The sequence below is a fragment of the Zavarzinia aquatilis genome, assembly GCF_003173035.1.
Lineage (GTDB): Bacteria > Pseudomonadota > Alphaproteobacteria > Zavarziniales > Zavarziniaceae > Zavarzinia > Zavarzinia aquatilis.
In genome coordinates this window covers 64483-82297 of record NZ_QGLE01000003.1, presented here as the reverse complement: position 1 = coordinate 82297, position 17815 = coordinate 64483, and the positions used below count along the sequence as shown (strand labels likewise).

The following is a 17815-nucleotide window of genomic DNA, read 5'->3' as shown; positions in this document are numbered from 1 at the left end:
GGTAGCAGGGTCGACCAGTCATTGCGGACCCGATGCCATGCCCCCTGCCCTGCTCGCCCTGATGATCCAGAGCGCGTTTCGCGTCACCTTCGAGCGGGAATCGCTGCGCCTTGCCTTCTTCCTCGGGGTGTTGCCGTCGGTGGTCTCCCTGGGCCTGACCAATGGCGCCGATGCGCTTTACGATCTCGACAGGGAGGATGTCTATCTGATCGCGATGGTCGGCACCCTGATCGGCCTTGCCCTGGCCGTGCCCTTCGCGGTCAAGGCGGGGGGCGATCTCGTCGCCCGGGCCCTGGACCGGCCACCCGCGGTCAGCCCCGGCATCGCGACCCGGCGCGCCTATCTCGTCCTGTTGCAGATCTTCGGGTTGATGGCGGCATTCGGCGCCGTCCTCGGCGTCATCGGGGGCCTGGCGCCTGGCCTGCTGGACAATCCCGTGCTGCGCCTCGCGGTCGCCGCCGTGGTGATCTATGTCGCCGCCGGCTTCGTGTTCGGCCCCATCCTCGCCTTCTTCGGCGAGACGGTCGATCCGCGCCGCTCCTTCGCCCTCGCCAGGGGATCGCGGCCCAAACTGCTGGCCTTTCTCATGGTGGTCGGGCTGCCCTATTTCGTGGCCTCGATCTTCGTCAGCTCGATCGCCGTGGCCCAGCCCGACAGCGCCATCATCCTCGCGGTGCTGGTCGCGCTGGTCGGGGGCTTCGTCAACGGCCTGTCCTATGGCCCCCATCTGATCGGCCTGACCCAGGCCTATTTCGCGCTGACCGGCGAGACGCCGCCCAGCCTCAATATTCCGGCTGGGCCCAGAACCTGACCACCTTCCAGGCGCCGTCCTTGCGCTGCAGCCAGGCCTGCTCGATCACCCTTGCATCGGTGAAATTGGCGGCGAACTGGACATAGGCGAAGTCGCCGGCCTCGCCGAGCAATTCGGTGAAGGCATAAGTGGCGACCAGCTTGCGATCCGTCAGATCGCCGCCGCGCATACTCTGCACCCGGTCGAACCATTCGGTGGAATCCGGGGCCGGACTGACCATCAGCGCCTTGTTCACTTCGCCATTCTCCAGACCCTGGAACAGCTTGGTCGCGACGCCCGACGCCTGATCGCGCTCGCCCGCCGTCAGGGGCTTGGCCGCGGCCTGAATCTCGACATCGGCCAGCACCCATTGGCCATCGCCCGCGTCGCGGAAGATCAGGCCATCCGCCACCGTGCCCTTGGGCAGGGCCGTCTCGACCCGCAGGTAGTAATAGGGCCCCTTCGATTTCGGCTGGAACGGCAGCTCTTCCAGCCGCAGGGCGACGACGACGACCGGCGTCCCCTCGCCTTCGCCATAGCGATCGGCGCGGTCCTTGTACATGCCCGCCACGGTATCGCGACTGACCGCGCCCCTTGTGTCGGGATCGAGCAGCTCGTCATAGATCGTGCCCGGATCGCCGCTGTTCAGCAGCGCGAGATAACGCTCGAACGCCGGCTTCACCGCATCGGGCACGTCGACCGCGGCCGGCGCGGCCACGGGCGCGGATGCCGGCGGCGTGGGCTCGGGCGTGGGCGCCGGCGCCGGGGCCTGCGGCGCGGGCGTGGGTGGTGCTGGCGGCGCGGTCGCCGGCGCCTCGGCCACCACGGCCGGCGGCGCGGCCGGATCGACCGGCTTGCCTTCGAGCATGGGCAGAACGACGAAATAGGTCAGCGCCCCGGCAATACCCGCCAGCGTGACCAGCCCGCCCGCGACCACGACCGGGTTGGAGCCCGATGTCGGCGCCGGCTTGGCGCCCGCCGGCTTGTCGCCGACCGACAACGGCGGCGGGGGCGGCGGAGGCGGGGGTGGTGGCGGCGGGGGTGGTGGCGGCGGGGGCGGCGGCTCCACCGCTTCCGGAGCCGGCTTGGCCTCGGGCGGCGGCGGCGCGGCCTCGGCGGCCGGGGTCTCGGCCGGACGGGGCACGAAGACGGCGAGGTCAGGCTGGGGCAACAGCTGGATGTTCAGCGTCGCCGCGATCCCCTCGGCCAGACGGTCGAGATATTGGGTGATCGGCGGGCGCCAGGCGTCGATCCATTGTTCGGACGAGACGAAGAGTTCGAGCGCGCGGGCCGGCGTCACCTCGCGGATGCGGACGGTGAAGACGTTCTTGCCCTTCGAGACCGAGCGTTCGATCTCCTTCCGCACGAAGATCGACTTGTTCGAGCTTTCGGACAGCAGGAAGACGATCGCCCCCGCCGCGTCCAGCCCGTCGATGATCTGCTCGGCGTAGTCGGCGCCGGGACGGATATCCCGGGGCGCGATGAAGCACTTCACCCCACGCTGTTCGAGATAGGCCGTGATCTTTTCGGCGAACTCACGATCCTCGGATGCGTGACTGATGAAGATCGGCGCACTCATGCCCTGCCGCCTTTGAAAAAGCCCTGAAAATCGCGTGCAGTCTATCGCGGGCGGTCGGGCTGAACAGTGGTGTTGCGCACACAGGGCACGGAATTTTCATTCACACTGGTCAAAATTGACGCGACCCCCCCTCGAAAGGCGCGGCGGGCCTTTATTGCTGCCTGCGATACGCTATATGTAGACGACATTGGAGACGTCATCGTTCCGCCATGATGCGGGACGGTCAGGGTTATCGGGAATCAGTCGGACATGAAGGCGCTAAACGCGGTTCGTATTCAGGGTGTCGAGGTGTTGCCGCTCCTCGAAGGGGGCAAGGGCGTCTCGGCGACCAACGGATTGTCGTCCGGTGCCTGGGCCGCGGCGGGCGGCATCGGCACCGTGTCGGCCGTCAACGCCGACAGCTACGACGCCGACGGCAATGTGATTCCCCAGATCTATCGCGGCAAGACCCGGCGCGAGCGGCACGAGGAACTGGTCGAATACGGCATCAAGGGCGGCCTCGCCCAGGTGCAGCGCGCCCATGACGTCTCGGGCGGCAAGGGCCGCCTGCACATCAACGTGCTGTGGGAGATGGGCGGCGCCGAGCGGGTGCTGAAGGGCGTCCTCGAGGGTGCCAGGGGCATCGTCCATGGCGTGACCTGCGGCGCCGGGATGCCTTACCGGCTGGCCGAAATCGCCGCCAGCTTCGGCGTGAACTATTACCCCATCGTCTCCTCCGGCCGCGCCTTCCGCGCGCTGTGGAAGCGCGCCTATCACAAGTTCTCGGGCTTCCTCGGCGGTGTCGTCTATGAAGACCCGTGGCTGGCCGGTGGCCACAACGGGTTGTCCAATTCCGAAGACCCGCTGGTGCCGGAAGATCCCTATCCCCGCATTGTCCAGTTGCGCCGCGACATGAACGAGGCCGGCCTGCACGACACGCCGGTGATCATGGCGGGCGGTGTCTGGTACCTGCGCGAATGGCAGCATTTCATCGACAACCCGGAAGTCGGGCCGGTGATCTTCCAGTTCGGCACCCGGCCCCTGCTGACGCAGGAAAGCCCGATCCCGGAAAGCTGGAAGCAGCGCCTGACCCGCATCGCCAAGGGCGAGGTCTCGCTGCACCGCTTCTCGCCGACGGGTTTCTATTCCTCGGCCGTGCGCAATCCCTTCCTCCGTGAACTCGAGGATCGGTCGGAGCGCCAGATCGCCTATTCCTCCGAGCCGGTGGGCGACCATCAGGCGGCGCTGGCGATCGGCGCCCGCGGCCGCCTCGTCTATGTCACCCCGCACGACAAGGAACGGGCCGAAGGCTGGATGGGTCAGGGCTTCTCCGAGGCGATGCGCACCCCGGACCACACGATGGTCTTCGTGACGCCCGAAAAGGCGCGCGAAATCCACAAGGACCAGATCGACTGCATGGGCTGCCTGTCGGCCTGCAAATTCTCGAACTGGTCGCAGGGGGAAGAAGGCTCGACGGGCAAGAAGTCCGATCCGCGCAGCTTCTGCATCCAGAAGACGCTGCAGGACATCGCCCATGGCGGCGATCCGGAGAACAACCTGATGTTCGCCGGCCATTCTGCCTATCGCTTCGGCACCGACCCCTTCTATTCCAACGGCTTCGTGCCGACCGTTCGCCAGCTCGTCGACCGTCTGGTCACGGGCGATTGACGAGGGAGTAACGCCCATGAGCAGGACCACCGGCCCCGAGCGGCCCTTCCGCGATGCCCTGCAACGGCTGAAGGCGGCGGGGCTGCGCCCCACCCGCCAGCGTCTGGCGCTGACCCGCATCCTGTTCGAGAACGGGCATCGCCATGTCACGGCCGAAACCCTCCACGCCGAGGCGAAGACCGCCGGCGTCGATGTCTCGCTGGCGACGATCTACAACACGCTGCACCAGTTCACCGGTGTCGGCCTGCTGCGGGAAGTCGTGATCGACACGGGCAAGGCCTATTTCGACACGAACACCGACGACCATCATCACTTCTTCTTCGAGGACAGCGGCCGGCTGGCCGACATCCCCGGGGCGGAAATCGCCATCGCCAACCTGCCCGGCACGCCGCCCGGCATGGAAGTGGCGCGGGTCGACGTGGTGATCCGCCTGCGCGGCACCGCGCCCCAGGACCTGTGACGCCGTAAAGCTGCCTCACGCGGGACATGATCCCGCGTTATCCTGTTCGGGTCCGCCCCCACCGGGTTCCCCCCACTGGGATTCCCGGAACAACAGGAGTGACGCGATGTCGCTTGCCGGCACCAGGACCCTGGCCAATCTGAAGGCCGCCTTCACCGCCGAGGCGGAGGCCAATCGACGCTATCTCTATTTCGCCCGTCAGGCCGATGTCGAAGGCTATAACGACGTCGCCGCCGTGTTCCGCTCGGCAGCGGAAGGCGAGACCGGTCATGCCCATGGCCACCTGCGCTTCATGGCAGCCGACGGCGATCCGGCGACCGGCCTGCCCATCGGTCCGACCGCGGCCAATCTGACCGCCGCCATCGCAGGCGAGGATCAGGATTCCAAGGTCATGTATCCGGAAATGGCCCGCGTCGCCCGCGAGGAAGGCCTGACCGAGATCGCCGAATGGTTCGACGCCCTGGCCAAGGCCGAATCCTTCCACGCCATCCGCTTCCGCAAGGCACTGGAAACCCTCGACTGACCGGCGTTTCGCTCCGTCAGCTGGCCTTGTCGAGGCAGCCGAGCGGGGCAACGCCATTGACGAGAATGCGCACCAGTTCCGCCTGCCGGGTGACGCCGGTCTTGGCGAACATCGAGCGCAGGTGGGCACGCGCCGTATTGTAGCGGATGCTGAGTTCCGCCGCCGCTTCCTCGAGGCTTTCGCCCTTGGCGAGCTGGGTGGCGAGGGCCGATTCCGCCTGGGTGAAGCCGAACAGCTGCTTGAGGATCGACGGATCGGCGCGCACGGCGGATTCGGGATCGCGAATGAAGATGGTGACGCCGGAGCGCCAGCGGTCCGAAATCTTGTTGCCGAGACGGATGCCGTTGACGACGAGGCCAAGATCGCGGGCGCCCGACGGCCGCGTGATCGACAGCGCCTGGGCGTGCATCCGCTCGCCATTCTCCGCGGCTTCACCGTTCAGGGCGGCGCGGATCAGCGCCTGCAGGGCGCGGTCTTCATGGGTCGAGGTGGCGCGCACAGAGCCATTGACCATGGTCAGACCGTCGCGCCGGCCGAGAAGATCCGAGGCGATCGAATTCATCACGATGATCTTGCCATTGTCGTCGAGGACAAGGCCGCCGACGGCGAGCCGGTCCATGGCATCGGCATAGATCTGGTTGACCATTTCCGACTGGGTCAGGCGCGAGCGCAGCTCCAGCGAGCGGGCGAAATGCGGCGCCAGCAGGGAAATGAGATGCGCCTCTTCCTTGATGAAAGGATCGGATTCGCGGGCCCGCATGACCCGCACGAAACAGTCGATGCTCTCGAGGCTGCAGACCCAGGCGCCCATGTAGTGGTTGATGCCGCCGATCTCCAGCAGCTCGTTGAACTTGCCGTATTCCGAACGGTTCAGGGTCAGCCAGTCGTTGATCGTGTAGACCTGCCCCAGGCGGGTCTCCACATTGGGACGGTGCTTCTGGTATTCGCTCTCGTAGGTCAGGAACTGGTCGAAGTCGATCGGCCCCGCGTTGATCGTCGCTTCCTGCTTGAGCGCCGATTTCGCCACGATGGACAGGGTGACGAAGCGGGCGTCGAGCAGCTCGCGCAGCAGCTCCAGCGACTGCTTCCAGGCAATATCCTCGAACGCACCCTGGTAGATCTGGCCGATCAGCAGGCTCAATTGCTCCTGCGACGGGCCACGGTGGCTAAGTTCCAGCATATCCGAGCCTCGTGAACATCCAACACGGAAGAACCGTCACCGGCGTGCCTGCCGATGGCGAAAGCCGACCCGTCAAAGTCGCCGCGCCGCGAAAACACGGTCGGCCGGTCGAAGTCATTCGTCGATGCTGCCGGAAGCCGGTACAGCCGCCCCCCAGCCGCAAGCCCACAACAGGTTCGGATCGTGCTTGCCCGTCCCCCCCAAAGGGGTGACCGCCTCGGGCTTCGCCCGTCCCCTCCCATTTGTTGTCGGATCACCTCCATTTGGAGGAGGGCCCGAACTCTTTAATTATTTAAGACACTAACAGTATCTCGCATGGCGAACATCCATGGAATTTCCCGTTTCGGGTCGGACACGCCGGAAATGGGAACAGTTTTTGCAGTTGCGATGCATCTTTGCGACCGCAGCAAACAAGGCGGGGGAGCCATGGCGACGATGACGGCTGCTGTCCGGGACGATGGCGCCCGCCCGATCCTGTGGTGGGCGGCCCTCGGTGCCCTGTTCGCCGGTTTCCAGATCTATCTCTTCGCGGCCTGGATCGCCTCCGACCAGTTCGCGCCCATCGCGCCCGGTCCCGATCCCCTGCCGGACGGCAGCCGCCTCGTCATGATGGGGCTGTGGATCGGCTTTGGCCTGTCGGCGCTGGCGGGCATCGGCTGGGTGCTGGCGACGCTGCTGCGCGGCCGCCCGTTGAACCTGATCCAGCTGCTGATCATCGGTTGCGGTTTCTGCCTGTGGCAGGATCCGACGGTGAACCTGCTGCGCCCGGTCGCCATGTATAATACCCACTACCTGAATTTCGGCAGCTGGGCGGAGCAAATCCCCTGGTGGTTCAGCCCCAACGGCCACCGCAATGGCCAGCCGCTGGCCTTCCAGTCTGCGCTCTACCCGATCATGGTGCCCGTCTGGGTGCTGACCGCGGCCGCGGTCATGGCGGGGGCGAAGCGCCTGTGGCCCCGCCTGTCCGGACCTTTCCTGGCGCTGATCGCCGTCGCCGCCATCACCATCGGTCAGACCGGGGCGGAGGTCGCGATGGTCCGGGCCGAGATTTTCGCCTATGGCGGGGTCATCCGCGCGGCCTCGGTCTTCGCCGGCACGCGCTGGCAGTTCCCGGTTTACGGCGCCTTCCTGTGGGCCATCGGCACGGTCGCCATCGCCTGCCTGGTGCATTGGCGCGACGACAGGAACCGGACCCTGGTCGAGCGCGGGATCGAGCGCCTGCGAATCGGCACCGCGACCGCCAATCTGCTGCGTGCGCTCGCCATGACCGGGGCGGCCAATCTGGCCATTCTCGCCTATTACCTGTCGTTCATGGTTGTCTCGCTCTATTCCGATCCCTGGCCGGACGGCTTCCCCAGCTATTTCATGAACGGTATCTGCGGCCCGGGCACCGGCTATGCCTGTCCCGACCCGTCGCTGCCGATTCCGGGCCGCCTCGTGCCACCCGGCTGATCGCGGCAGGGCAGCCATCCCAAGACGCCGCAGCTTTTCCTCGCCTTTTCCATGGACGGCGAGACGCGCATGAGTAAACTCCGCCCGCCATGACGGAATACGCCGCCCGCGCCCTGCTGCCCGAAGGCCTGCAAGACGAACTGCCCCCCGCCGCCGAACATGAAGCGGCCGTGGTCGCGCAGCTCGTCTCGGCTTTTGCTGCCCACGGCTATCAGCGGGTCAAACCCCCACTGATCGAATTCGAGGAAAGCCTCACCCAGGGCCCCGGCGCGGCGCAGGGGACGGGCATGTTCCGCCTCGTCGATCCCGCCAGCCAGCGCCTGATGGCCGTGCGTTCGGACATGACCGTGCAGGTCGCCCGCATCGCCGCCACCCGCCTGCGCAACACGGCGCGCCCCCTGCGGCTCGCCTATGCCGGCCAGGTCTTGCGCGTGAAGGGCACCCAGCTGCGGCCGGAGCGCCAGTTCACCCAGGCCGGGGTCGAACTGATCGGCACCCGCTGCGTCGCCGCCGATGCGGAAGTCGTGCTGCTCGCCCTCGAATCGCTCGCGGCCTGCGGCCATGCCCGCCCGGTTACCGTCGACCTGACCCTGCCGACCCTGGTGCCCGCCATCGCCGCTGCCCTCGGCCTGCCGCCTGCACTGGCGCAGCAGGCGCGGGACGCCCTCGACGGCAAGGATGCCGGCGAGCTGGAAGGCCTGCCGGCGGAGGCCTTCCGCCTGTTCAACATCCTGCTCGAAGCCGCGGGCCCGGCCGACCGGGCGCTGGCCGCCCTCGCCGGCCTCGAGCTGCCGCCGGACGCGCGGGCCGGTGTCGCCGAACTGGCCGGCCTCGTCGCCGAAATCCGCAAGGCGGCCCCCGGCGTCATGGTGACGGTCGACCCGGGCGAATATCGCGCCCATGAATATCACACCGGTTTCGGCTTCACCCTGCTCGCCACCGGGGTCCGGGGCGAACTTGGCCGGGGCGGGCGCTACGACCTCGTCGGGCCCGACGGCGGCACCGAGGAAGCGGTGGGTTTCACGCTTTACGTCGATTCGCTGCTGCGCTCCCTGCCGAAGCCGGGCGCGGTCGCCTTCGTCTATCTGCCCTTTGGCACCGGCGCCGATGCCGCGCGCGCCTTGCGCGCCGCCGGCCATCGCACCGTCGCGGCCCTCGCGCCCGAGACCGATGCCATGGCCGAGGCCCGTCGCCTCGGCTGCAGCCATATTTTCATCGAGGGCGCCGTCGCGCCCGTCGCGGCCTGAGCCCGCGAACCATCACACCTTGCGTCCAAGGATGTAGAGACCATGGCCAATGTTGCAGTGATCGGCGCCCAGTGGGGCGACGAGGGCAAGGGCAAGATCGTCGACTGGCTGTCGGAACGCGCCGATTGCGTCGTGCGCTTCCAGGGCGGTCACAATGCCGGCCACACGCTGGTTATCGGCGGGGTCACCTACAAGCTGTCGCTGCTGCCCTCGGGCATCGTGCGCGGCGGCAAGATTTCCGTCATCGGCAATGGCGTCGTGGTCGACCCCTGGGCGCTGTTCAACGAGATCGAACGGCTGCAGGGTCAGGGCGTCGCCATCGGCCCGGACAATCTGGTGCTGGCCGACAATGCCTGCCTGATCCTGCCCGTGCACGGCGAGCTGGACGGTTTCCGCGAGGACGGCAGCAAGACCGGCGGCATCGGCACCACCCGCCGCGGCATCGGCCCCGCCTATGAGGACAAGGTGGGCCGCCGTGCCGTCCGCGTCTCCGATCTCGCCGATCCGGCCACCCTGTCGCGCCGGCTCGATGCCCTGATCACCCATCACGACGCGCTGCGCGCCGGCTTCGGCGCCCCGCCGGTCGACCGGGCCGCGCTGGAGGCGAAGCTGGCCGAGATCGCGCCCCGCCTGCTGCCCTTCGCCCGCCCGGCCTGGCTGGTGCTGGACGAGATGCGCACCGCGGGCAAGCGCGTGCTTTATGAAGGCGCGCAAGGCTCGATGCTCGACATCGACCATGGCACCTATCCTTTCGTCACCTCGTCCAACACGGTGTCGGGTCAGGCGGCGGCGGGTTCGGGCGTCGGCCCGCGTTCGGTCGGCTATGTCCTCGGCATCACCAAGGCCTATACCACCCGCGTCGGCGGCGGCCCCTTCCCGACCGAGCTGACCGACGCCGTCGGCCGCCGGCTGGGCGAGCGCGGCCATGAATTCGGCACGGTGACCGGACGGCCGCGCCGCTGCGGCTGGTTCGACGCCGTCATGGTGCGTCAGGCGGTGAAGGTCGGCGGCATCGACGGCATCGCCCTGACCAAGCTCGACGTGCTCGACGGTCTTGAAGAACTGAAGATCTGCGTCGGCTATCGCCTGCGCGGCGAGATCATCCGCCACTTCCCCTCCTCCGCCGGCGATCAGGCCGCGGTCGAGCCGGTCTATGAGACGATGGAAGGCTGGTCGCAGTCGACCCAGGGCGCGCGCCGCTGGGCCGACCTGCCGGCGACGGCGATCAAATATGTGAAGCGGGTCGAGGAGCTGATCGAAGCCCCGGTCGCCCTGCTGTCGACGAGCCCCGAGCGCGACGACACCATCCTGGTCCACGATCCCTTCGTGGACTGAACCCCACCTCGTCGCCCCGGCGCAGGCCGGGGCCTCCCCACGAGAATGGGGCGCCCCACTTCAGTCCCTCGCCAGCAATCCGTTCAGCAGCAGGTCGAGATGCGCCGCCTTCATCGAGGCGACGTCGGGTTTGGGCGCGCCGATGGTCGAGCTGATCACGACCTGCAGGCAGGCCATGACCGCCGGGGCGACGATGGCGTCGGGAAAGCCGGCGAGCCGCGCCGCCGCCTGCGGATGGAATTCGCCGGCCGCGACGCCCCGCTCGATCACGCCGAGGATCAGCGCATCCGCGCGGTTGAACAATTCATGATGGAAGAACTGGGCCAGCTCCGGCACCCGTGACGCCTCGCCCACCATCAGGCGAACGAATTCCCGCGATTTGGCGTTACCCACCAGATCGTCATACGCCCGGTCGATCAGCATGGTCAGCAGCAGCCGGCCGCTGGCCTCGACGGCGGAAACCGCCCTCATGCCTTCGATCAGCGGCAGCAGATGGGCGCGGATCATCGCCTTGAACAGCTCTTCCTTGCCCGGGAAATAGTGATAGATCGTGCCCTTGGTCACGCCGATGCGCCGGGCGACGTCTTCCAGCCGCGCGCCGGCATAACCCTTTTCCGCGAATTCGGTGAAAGCCGCCTCAATGATCTGGCCGGGCCGGGCCGCCTTCTGGCGCTGGCGGATGCCGGGGGCGAGTTGCCCCATGTCGTCTGCAGTGATCGTCGTCATGGATATTTTTTTCCATTGACCGACGAGTTAGTCAATATACATCTACTGTATCGAACCGATATAGCGAGCCCCGCCATGGCCATGTTCCGTTTTTCGCTGATCCCGGCGGCCCTGCTGTGCCTGTCCCTGGCCCCGCCGACCGCCGGGGCGGAGGGGGCGCGTCCGCCGGCCGTGACGGTCACCGTGGCGCGGGCGGCCAACCACGATATCGCCCGGCAGGTCGTCGTCTCCGGCACCATCCGCGCGTGGGAGGAAATCACCGTCGCGGCCGAGGCCCAGGGCCTCGCCGTGGTCGAGGTCGGGGCGGAGGAAGGCGACAGCGTCGCCGCGGGTGCCCTGCTGCTGCGCCTGAACGATACGGTCCTGACCGCCCAGCGCGCCCAGCAGGCGGCCAATCTCGAAGCGGCGCGCGCCGTGCTGGCCGAAGCCTCGGCCAATCTCGCAAGGGCCCGCGACCTGCAACCGCGCGGCGCCGTCAGCCGGCAGAGCCTGGACGAGCGACTGGCGGCCCAGCGCACCGCCGCCGCCAATGTCGCGGTCGCCGAGGCCGCCCTCGCCGAAATCGACGCCCGCCTGTCGCAGACCGTGATCCGCGCGCCGGTGGCCGGTGTCGTCTCGCTGCGCAGTGTCAACCTCGGTCAGGTGGTGAACGCCGGCACCGAGCTGTTCCGCCTCATCCGCGATGGCCGGCTGGAATTGCAGGCCGAAGTGCCGGAGACCGCCTTCGGCCGCCTGCGCCCCGGCCTTGCCGCGGCGGTCGAGGTCGACGGAAGGGCCGACGCGCTGCCCGCCACCCTGCGCCGCCTCAGCCCGACGCTTGATCCGCGCACCCGGCTCGGCATCGCCTATCTCGCCCTCGGGCCCGACGTTGCCCTGCACCCGGGCATGTTCGCGACCGCCCGCATCGACCTTGGCGTCGCCCAGCTGCTGATGGTGCCGCAGGCCAGCATCGTCTGGCGCGGCGGGATCGAAGGCGTGTTCCTGATCGGCGACGACGGCATCGCCCGTTTCACCCCGATTTCGACCGGCCTGCGCCGTGACGGCCTCGTCGAAATCCGTGGCGGCATCGCCGAAGGCGACCGCATCGCCCTGCTCGGCGCCGGCTTCCTGTCCGACGGCGATACCGTCGGCGTGGCGGAGGCGCGCTCGTGAACGGTCTCTCGTCCTGGTCGATCCGCAACCCGGTCCCGGTCATCGCGCTCTTCCTGGTGCTGAGCATCGCCGGGATCGCCGGCTTCATTGCCCTGCGCATCAACAACACGCCCGACATCGACATTCCCATCGTAACCGTCACGGTAGCGCAGCCGGGTGCGGCGCCGAGCGAACTGGAAACCCAGGTCACCCGCATCATCGAGAATGCGGTGGCCGGTGTCGGCTCGATCAAGCACATCACCTCGACCGTCAGCGACGGCATCTCGCTGACGACGATCCAGTTCCAGCTCGGCGTCAATTTCGACCGGGTGACCAATGACGTGCGCAATGCCGTCTCGGGCGTGAAGGCCGACCTGCCGGGCGATGCCGAGGACCCGGTGGTGGCCCCTCTCAACGCTTCGGGCATGCTTTTCACCTATGCCGTGCGCGCCCCGGGCATGACCCCGGGCGAGCGCAGCTGGTTCGTCGACAATGACGTCGCCAAGGCGCTGCTGGCGGTGAAGGGCGTCGCCGACGTGACGCGCGAGGGCGGCGTCGACCGCGAGATCCGCGTCCGCCTCGATCCGCAGCGCATGGCCGCCCTTGGCGTTTCGGCCCAGACCGTTTCCTATGCCCTGCGCCGGGCCAACAGCAATCTGCCCGGCGGCCGCGTCGCCATCGGCACGGGCGAACAGGCGATCCGCACCGTCGGCAGCGCGACCTCGATCGAGGCGCTGGCGGCGACCCGCATCGACCTGCCAGACGGCCGCTCGTTGCGCCTCGGCGACCTCGGCACGGTCGAAGACGGTTTCGCCGAACCGCGCAGCCGGGCCCGTTTCGACGGGGAGGAAGTGGTCGGATTCTCGGTCGTGCGCAGCAAGGGCACCTCCGAAGTCCATGTCGCCGAGGCCGTGCGCGCCGCCATCCAGCAGATGGACGCCGCCCGCGACGACGTCGAATTCGAGGAGGTGACCTCGGCCATCGACTTCGTGCTCGAGAGTTATTACGCCTCCATCGAGGCACTGGCGCTGGGCGCCGCCCTTGCCGTCCTCGTGGTCTGGTGGTTCCTGCGTGACGGGCGGGCGACCTTCATTTCGTCCATCGCCATGCCGCTGTCGCTGATCCCGACCTTCGCGGTGATGCTCGCCATCGACCAGTCGATCAATATCGTCAGCCTGCTCGCCCTGTCCCTGACCGTGGGCATTCTCGTCGACGACGCCATCGTCGAGATCGAGAACATCGTGCGTCACATCGGCCAGGGCAAGAAACCCTATCAGGCCGCGCTGGAGGCAGCGGACGAGATCGGCCTCGCCGTCGTCGCGACCACGGCGACGATCATCGCCGTCTTCATGCCGGTCGGCTTCATGCCCGGCGTGGTCGGCCAGTTCTTCCAGTCCTTCGCCATCGCCGCCTGCGTCTCGGTCGCCTTCTCGCTCGTCGTCGCCCGCATGCTCACCCCGCTGATGGGTGCCTATATGCTGCGCGGCGAGGACAAGCATCCGCACCGCGAGCCGGGCTGGATGCCGGGCTATCTGCGTTTCCTCGGCTGGTGCCTGCGGCGGCGTTTCACCGTGCTCGTCGCCGGCGTGCTGATCTTCATCGGCTCCCTCGGCCTGACCACGCTGCTGCCGAACGATTTCGTGCCGGTCAGCGACCGCGGCCGTTCGGTCATGTCGGTCGAGTTGCCGCCCGGCGTCACCATCGACGAGACCGATGCCGCCGTCTCGGAATTGACCGCGCAGCTGAAGGCCCGGCCCGAGGTCCGCACGATCTATGTCTCCATCGGCACCAATACGGTGACCGGCAGCCCGGGCGGCGGCGGCTCGCTGCTGGGCGAGGTGCGGCGGGCGACCGTCGTCGTCAATCTGGTGCCGCGGGGCGAGCGCAAACTGAGCCAGCAGGAGTTCGAGAATGAAGTCGGCGCCCTGCTGCGGCAGGTGCCGGGCACCCGCGTCCGCTTCGGTGCCGACGGCTCGTCGGGCGCCAAGTTCCAGCTCGCCCTCGTCAGTGACGATGCCGCCCTGCTGGCCCGCACCGCCGCCCAGGTGGAGCGGGAAATGCGCGGCATCGACGGTCTCGCCAATGTCGCCTCGACCGCCAATCTGGCGCGGCCCGAGATTCGCATCGTGCCGAAGCCCGACAAGGCCGCCGCCCTCGGCGTCTCGGCCGAGACGCTGGCCAGCGTCGCCCGCGTCGCCACGTTGGGCGACATCGACCAGGCCTTGCCCAAGTTCAATCTGCCGGATCGCCAGATCCCGATCCGCCTGATGCTGCGCGAGGACGCCCGCCACGACGCCGAGACGCTGGCCGCCCTTCGCGTGCCGACCGCCGACGGCGGCTCTGTCCCGCTGGCCGCCGTGGCCGACATCGAATATGGCGCCGGCCTTGCCCAGATCTACCGGCTGGACCGGCGCAGCAGCGCCGCCATCGAGGCGGAGCTGATCGGCATTCCGCTGGGTGTCGCCGCCGAGCGGGTCCATGCCTTGCCCGCGATGCGCAATCTGCCGCAAGGGGTGATCGAGCTGCCGACGGGAGACGTCGAGAATCTGGCGGAGCTGATGACCGGCTTTCTCGTCGCCCTCGGCACCGGCGTCTTCCTGATGTATGTCGTGCTCGTCCTGCTGTTCAAGGGCTTCACCCATCCGGCGACCATCCTGACCGCCCTGCCCCTGTCCATCGGCGGCGCCTTCGGCCTGCTGTTCCTGACCGGGCAGGCGCTGTCGATGCCGGCGCTGATCGGCATCCTGATGCTGATGGGCATCGCGGCGAAGAATTCGATCCTGCTGGTCGAATATGTCCTGCACCAGCGCGCCGCCGGCATGAGCCGGCACGAGGCCCTGATCGAGGCGGCGCACAAGCGCGCCCGGCCCATCGTCATGACCACGGTCGCCATGGGCGCGGGCATGCTGCCCATCGCCATCGGCATCGGCGCGGACACGGAATTCCGCGCGCCCATGGCGATTGCCGTCATCGGCGGGCTGATCACCTCGACCCTGCTCAGTCTTGTCTATGTGCCGGTGGTCTTTACCGTGGTCGACGATATCCGCGATTTCTTCGCCCGCCGCTTCGGCCACCGCCTGAGCGCCCGGCGTGAAGCCGGGGAGGAAGCGGTCCGCCTGCCCGGGCGGGAGGTCGAAACCCTGCCCTGACGAGGATCAGCGGTCGGCGCCGATCACCGCCAGCGGCGGCAGGCTGTCGATCAGCCGGCGTTCGTTGCGCAGCAGCAGCGAGACCAGCCCGCCGTCCGACAGCAGCATCAGGGCGTCGAGGTAAGTGACGGTGCGGATGTCGCGCTGCCCCTTCTCGGGAAAATCGTCGAGATAGGCCGAGACGCGGAACGGATAGACCAGCACCCGCGCCGGGGCGGCGGTGGTCCCCTGCCCCTTCACGCCGACGAAACTGCCCAGCGACTTGTGCGACACGGTGCCGAGCAGCCCCGCTTCCTCGAAGGCTTCGCGGCGGGCGACCTCATGCCCCGGCAGGCCCGGCTCCGGCCGGCCCTTGGGCACGATCCAGCGCCCCGTGGTCCGCGACGTGACGAGGACGATCTTCAGCTCGCCCGAGGAAAGATCGATCGGCAGGGCGGCATATTGTCGGGTCTCGGCTTTTTTCGTCATCGCACTGTGCTGATCGACCTTTACCGGCAAACATCCATATCTTCGGAATACGTTGGAACCATACCACAATAGATTGCGATATACCTACCCCGATACCGTGACAAAAGAATGGCAGACGAGCCGATTCCGACAGGACCACAGGCCTGATATTCTTGGTGCCATGAAACCGTGGCTCCCCGTTCTCCTCTTCGGTCTCCTTTGTGCGTCGTCCGCGGCCGAGGCCCGGCCGGTCGAACATCTGAACGCTTGCGAAACGCTGGTCACGGGTCAGGGAGAAGCCGAGCGCGCGCGAGGGCTCGGGGTCTGCCTGACCGAAGTGCTGGTGCGGGTCTCGGGCCGTCCCGGGCTGGCCGATGACCCGCGCCTCCAGACCTTGATACCTGGGGCGGCACGGGCCGTCCTTGATCTGGAATATGAAGATCGCATGAAGGCGTTACCGGTCGGTGACGAACAGGGCACGCGGGATCGCCCCTTCTTCCTGCGCCCAACCTTCCGCGATGACGCCATCGGCAACATGCTGGCCGGTTTCGGCCTGAAACCCTGGGGCGCGGATCGCCCGGTGCTGGCGGTCGTCGTCACCAGCCACCGCGACGGGCGGGACTGGGTCGTCGCCCGGGGCGTGACCGGCGTGACCGCGGGCGCGCAGGTCGAGGCGTTGGACGCCGCCGGCAACCGCTTCGGCGTGCCGCTGATCCTGCCTGAAACCGCCGGCCTCGCGCCGGGGGAGGCGCCGGCCGACCTCGCCGCCCGGCTGGGGGGCGAGGCCCTGCTGGTCGGCGACCTGAGCTGGGACGAGACGGCGCCGGGCTGGCGCGTGACCTGGTCGATGCCCGGCCAGGCGGCGAAGCCGTGGTCGCGCGGCGGCGTTTCCTTCGACGATGCCTTCCGGGCCGGGGTTGGCGGCGCGGCCTCGATCCTGTCGGGCGGACCTCAGCCGGAATAGCCGCAGGCGCGCAGGGCTGCCAGCATGTGTTCGGCCGGCGGCGCCGTCACCTCGACGGGGTCGCGGCTGGGGTAGAGCGGCAGCCGGATCGCGCGGGCGAGCAGGTGCAGCGGCTCGTCCGGCTCGGGGGCGTCTTCCGCGCGGCCGTAGATCGGCTCGCCCAGGATCGGGCAGCCCATGTCGGCGCAGTGCACGCGGATCTGATGGGTGCGGCCGGTGCGGGGATAAAGCTCCAGCCAGGACAGGCTGCCGTCGGCGCTCGTCCCCATCAGGCGATAGTCGGTCACCGCCGGCTGGCCGGCTGGATCGACCACCATGCGCCAGCCGCGCTTCGGCGTCAGCTTGGCCAGCGGCTTGTCGATGGTGCCCTGGTCTTCCGCCGGGCGGCCGCGCACCACCGCCCAATAGGTCTTCTGCGCCCGGCCCCCGGCGAAAATCTTGCCCAGCTTGGCCAGCGCCTTGGCATGACGGCCAAGGACGAGGCAACCCGTGGTGTCGCGGTCGAGCCGATGGGCGAGGGACGGCGCCTTGGGCAGGCCATAGCGCAGGTGGACGAAGGATTGCTCCAGGTTGGGGCCGCCGCCCGGCCCCTGATGCACGGGCAGGCCGGCCGGCTTGTCGATGACGAGGATCAGGCTGTCCTTGAACAGGACGCGGGCCTCGATCTCCTCCGCCCCGGGGGCCTTGCGTTCGGAAGGACGGGGCATGGCCTAGCCCCGGCCGCGATAGGGCGGCACGCCCTGATCGGGCAGCCACAGGCCCTCGGGCGGGGCGCCGGTCGCGTAGAAGACGTCGATCGGGATGCCGCCGCGCGGATACCAGTAGCCGCCGATGCGCAGCCATTCGGGATCGAGCAGATCGACCAGCCGGCGGGCGATGCGCACCGTGCAATCCTCGTGGAAGGCGCCGTGATTGCGGAACGAGCCGAGGAAGAGCTTCAGCGACTTGCTCTCGACGATGAAATCGCGCGGCACATAGTCGATCACCAGATGGGCGAAATCCGGCTGGCCGGTCACCGGGCAGACCGAGGTGAATTCCGGGCAGACGAAGCGGATCAGATAGCGCACGCCCGCCTGCGGGTTCGGCACTTTCTCGAGGAGGGCGCTGTCCGGCCCCTCGGCCTGCGCGGTCGGGTGGCCGAGCTGGTTCAGCGTGGTGGTTTCATGGGAAGTCGTCATGGCGGCG

16 protein-coding genes are annotated in these 17815 nt (G+C 68.2%); 10 read left to right on the top strand and 6 right to left on the bottom strand.

Annotated features, from left to right (window positions below; translation table 11 throughout):
- The first annotated feature begins 37 nt into the window (after positions 1-37).
- A complete protein-coding gene (locus DKG74_RS06655) occupies positions 38-811 on the top strand; it encodes a hypothetical protein (RefSeq protein WP_109903954.1) in 774 nt (257 codons plus the stop codon).
- Here DKG74_RS06655 and DKG74_RS06650 read toward each other — a convergent pair.
- The gene (locus tag DKG74_RS06650; RefSeq protein WP_109903952.1) at positions 783-2369 is read right to left on the bottom strand and encodes a toll/interleukin-1 receptor domain-containing protein; all 1587 of its coding nucleotides are present in this window, start codon (positions 2367-2369) and stop codon (positions 783-785) included. The genes DKG74_RS06655 and DKG74_RS06650 overlap by 29 nt on opposite strands.
- 249 nt (positions 2370-2618) lie before the next feature.
- On the opposite strand from DKG74_RS06650, the gene DKG74_RS06645 reads away from it, so the two are divergent.
- The 3 genes from DKG74_RS06645 to DKG74_RS06635 all read left to right on the top strand — a co-directional run bounded on the left by DKG74_RS06645 (position 2619) and on the right by DKG74_RS06635 (position 4999).
- Entirely contained in the window at positions 2619-4016 is a 1398-nt protein-coding gene (locus tag DKG74_RS06645) for an NAD(P)H-dependent flavin oxidoreductase (protein WP_109903950.1), read from the top strand.
- Between the two features lie 16 nt (positions 4017-4032).
- Positions 4033-4476, top strand: a complete 444-nt coding sequence (gene irrA, locus DKG74_RS06640) for an iron response transcriptional regulator IrrA (RefSeq protein ID WP_109903948.1) — start codon at positions 4033-4035, stop codon at positions 4474-4476.
- A 106-nt stretch (positions 4477-4582) separates the two neighbouring features.
- Positions 4583-4999 carry a rubrerythrin family protein gene (locus DKG74_RS06635; protein ID WP_109903946.1) on the top strand — a complete coding sequence of 139 codons (417 nt, stop codon included), beginning with the start codon at positions 4583-4585 and terminating at the stop codon, positions 4997-4999.
- Between the two features lie 16 nt (positions 5000-5015).
- Here the strand turns inward: DKG74_RS06635 and DKG74_RS06630 are convergent, their stop codons facing one another.
- Positions 5016-6179 carry a helix-turn-helix transcriptional regulator gene (locus DKG74_RS06630; RefSeq protein ID WP_109903944.1) on the bottom strand — a complete coding sequence of 388 codons (1164 nt, stop codon included), beginning with the start codon at positions 6177-6179 and terminating at the stop codon, positions 5016-5018.
- Positions 6180-6605: 426 nt separating this feature from the next.
- Here DKG74_RS06630 and DKG74_RS06625 point away from each other — a divergent pair, with 426 nt between their 5' ends.
- From DKG74_RS06625 to DKG74_RS06615, 3 genes are all read left to right on the top strand, one after another.
- Complete coding sequence (locus DKG74_RS06625; protein ID WP_165837565.1) at positions 6606-7631, top strand: spirocyclase AveC family protein; 1026 nt, start codon at positions 6606-6608, stop codon at positions 7629-7631.
- A gap of 89 nt (positions 7632-7720) precedes the next feature.
- Complete coding sequence (locus DKG74_RS06620; protein WP_109903940.1) at positions 7721-8878, top strand: ATP phosphoribosyltransferase regulatory subunit; 1158 nt, start codon at positions 7721-7723, stop codon at positions 8876-8878.
- A gap of 42 nt (positions 8879-8920) precedes the next feature.
- A complete protein-coding gene (locus tag DKG74_RS06615; protein ID WP_109903938.1) occupies positions 8921-10213 on the top strand; it encodes an adenylosuccinate synthase in 1293 nt (430 codons plus the stop codon).
- 60 nt (positions 10214-10273) lie between these two features.
- On the opposite strand, the gene DKG74_RS06610 is transcribed toward DKG74_RS06615, so the two are convergent.
- Positions 10274-10939: a TetR/AcrR family transcriptional regulator gene (locus DKG74_RS06610; protein ID WP_109903936.1), complete on the bottom strand. Its 666-nt coding sequence runs from the start codon at positions 10937-10939 to the stop codon at positions 10274-10276.
- Positions 10940-11014: 75 nt separating this feature from the next.
- Between DKG74_RS06610 and DKG74_RS06605 the strand changes: the two genes are divergently transcribed.
- Together DKG74_RS06605 and DKG74_RS06600 are read left to right on the top strand one after the other, a co-directional pair.
- Positions 11015-12091 (top strand): efflux RND transporter periplasmic adaptor subunit, encoded by a 1077-nt coding sequence (locus DKG74_RS06605; protein WP_109903934.1) that lies wholly within the window; start codon positions 11015-11017, stop codon positions 12089-12091.
- The gene (locus DKG74_RS06600) at positions 12088-15219 is read left to right on the top strand and encodes an efflux RND transporter permease subunit (RefSeq protein ID WP_109903932.1); all 3132 of its coding nucleotides are present in this window, start codon (positions 12088-12090) and stop codon (positions 15217-15219) included. The genes DKG74_RS06605 and DKG74_RS06600 overlap by 4 nt, the downstream gene beginning before the upstream one ends.
- 6 nt (positions 15220-15225) lie before the next feature.
- On the opposite strand, the gene DKG74_RS06595 is transcribed toward DKG74_RS06600, so the two are convergent.
- Positions 15226-15687, bottom strand: a complete 462-nt coding sequence (locus DKG74_RS06595) for an NUDIX hydrolase (RefSeq protein WP_109903930.1) — start codon at positions 15685-15687, stop codon at positions 15226-15228.
- 160 nt (positions 15688-15847) lie between these two features.
- On the opposite strand from DKG74_RS06595, the gene DKG74_RS06590 reads away from it, so the two are divergent.
- A complete protein-coding gene (locus DKG74_RS06590; protein WP_109903928.1) occupies positions 15848-16630 on the top strand; it encodes a DUF2066 domain-containing protein in 783 nt (260 codons plus the stop codon).
- On the opposite strand, the gene DKG74_RS06585 is transcribed toward DKG74_RS06590, so the two are convergent.
- Positions 16618-17337 carry an RluA family pseudouridine synthase gene (locus tag DKG74_RS06585; protein ID WP_109903926.1) on the bottom strand — a complete coding sequence of 240 codons (720 nt, stop codon included), beginning with the start codon at positions 17335-17337 and terminating at the stop codon, positions 16618-16620. The genes DKG74_RS06590 and DKG74_RS06585 overlap by 13 nt on opposite strands.
- Before the next feature lie 3 nt (positions 17338-17340).
- A complete protein-coding gene (gene queF / locus DKG74_RS06580) occupies positions 17341-17808 on the bottom strand; it encodes a preQ(1) synthase (RefSeq protein ID WP_109903924.1) in 468 nt (155 codons plus the stop codon).
- Positions 17809-17815 lie beyond the last annotated feature (7 nt).

Coding starts and splice junctions, on each gene's coding strand:
- queF (WP_109903924.1), bottom strand. CDS start 17,808: ATGACGACTTCCCATGAAACCACCACGCTGAACCAGCTCGGCCACCCG.
- DKG74_RS06635 (WP_109903946.1), top strand. CDS start 4,583: ATGTCGCTTGCCGGCACCAGGACCCTGGCCAATCTGAAGGCCGCCTTC.
- DKG74_RS06655 (WP_109903954.1), top strand. CDS start 38: ATGCCCCCTGCCCTGCTCGCCCTGATGATCCAGAGCGCGTTTCGCGTC.
- DKG74_RS06645 (WP_109903950.1), top strand. CDS start 2,619: ATGAAGGCGCTAAACGCGGTTCGTATTCAGGGTGTCGAGGTGTTGCCG.
- DKG74_RS06595 (WP_109903930.1), bottom strand. CDS start 15,687: ATGACGAAAAAAGCCGAGACCCGACAATATGCCGCCCTGCCGATCGAT.
- DKG74_RS06605 (WP_109903934.1), top strand. CDS start 11,015: ATGGCCATGTTCCGTTTTTCGCTGATCCCGGCGGCCCTGCTGTGCCTG.
- DKG74_RS06650 (WP_109903952.1), bottom strand. CDS start 2,369: ATGAGTGCGCCGATCTTCATCAGTCACGCATCCGAGGATCGTGAGTTC.
- DKG74_RS06585 (WP_109903926.1), bottom strand. CDS start 17,337: ATGCCCCGTCCTTCCGAACGCAAGGCCCCCGGGGCGGAGGAGATCGAG.
- DKG74_RS06590 (WP_109903928.1), top strand. CDS start 15,848: ATGAAACCGTGGCTCCCCGTTCTCCTCTTCGGTCTCCTTTGTGCGTCG.
- DKG74_RS06620 (WP_109903940.1), top strand. CDS start 7,721: ATGACGGAATACGCCGCCCGCGCCCTGCTGCCCGAAGGCCTGCAAGAC.
- irrA (WP_109903948.1), top strand. CDS start 4,033: ATGAGCAGGACCACCGGCCCCGAGCGGCCCTTCCGCGATGCCCTGCAA.
- DKG74_RS06630 (WP_109903944.1), bottom strand. CDS start 6,179: ATGCTGGAACTTAGCCACCGTGGCCCGTCGCAGGAGCAATTGAGCCTG.
- DKG74_RS06615 (WP_109903938.1), top strand. CDS start 8,921: ATGGCCAATGTTGCAGTGATCGGCGCCCAGTGGGGCGACGAGGGCAAG.
- DKG74_RS06610 (WP_109903936.1), bottom strand. CDS start 10,939: ATGACGACGATCACTGCAGACGACATGGGGCAACTCGCCCCCGGCATC.
- DKG74_RS06625 (WP_165837565.1), top strand. CDS start 6,606: ATGGCGACGATGACGGCTGCTGTCCGGGACGATGGCGCCCGCCCGATC.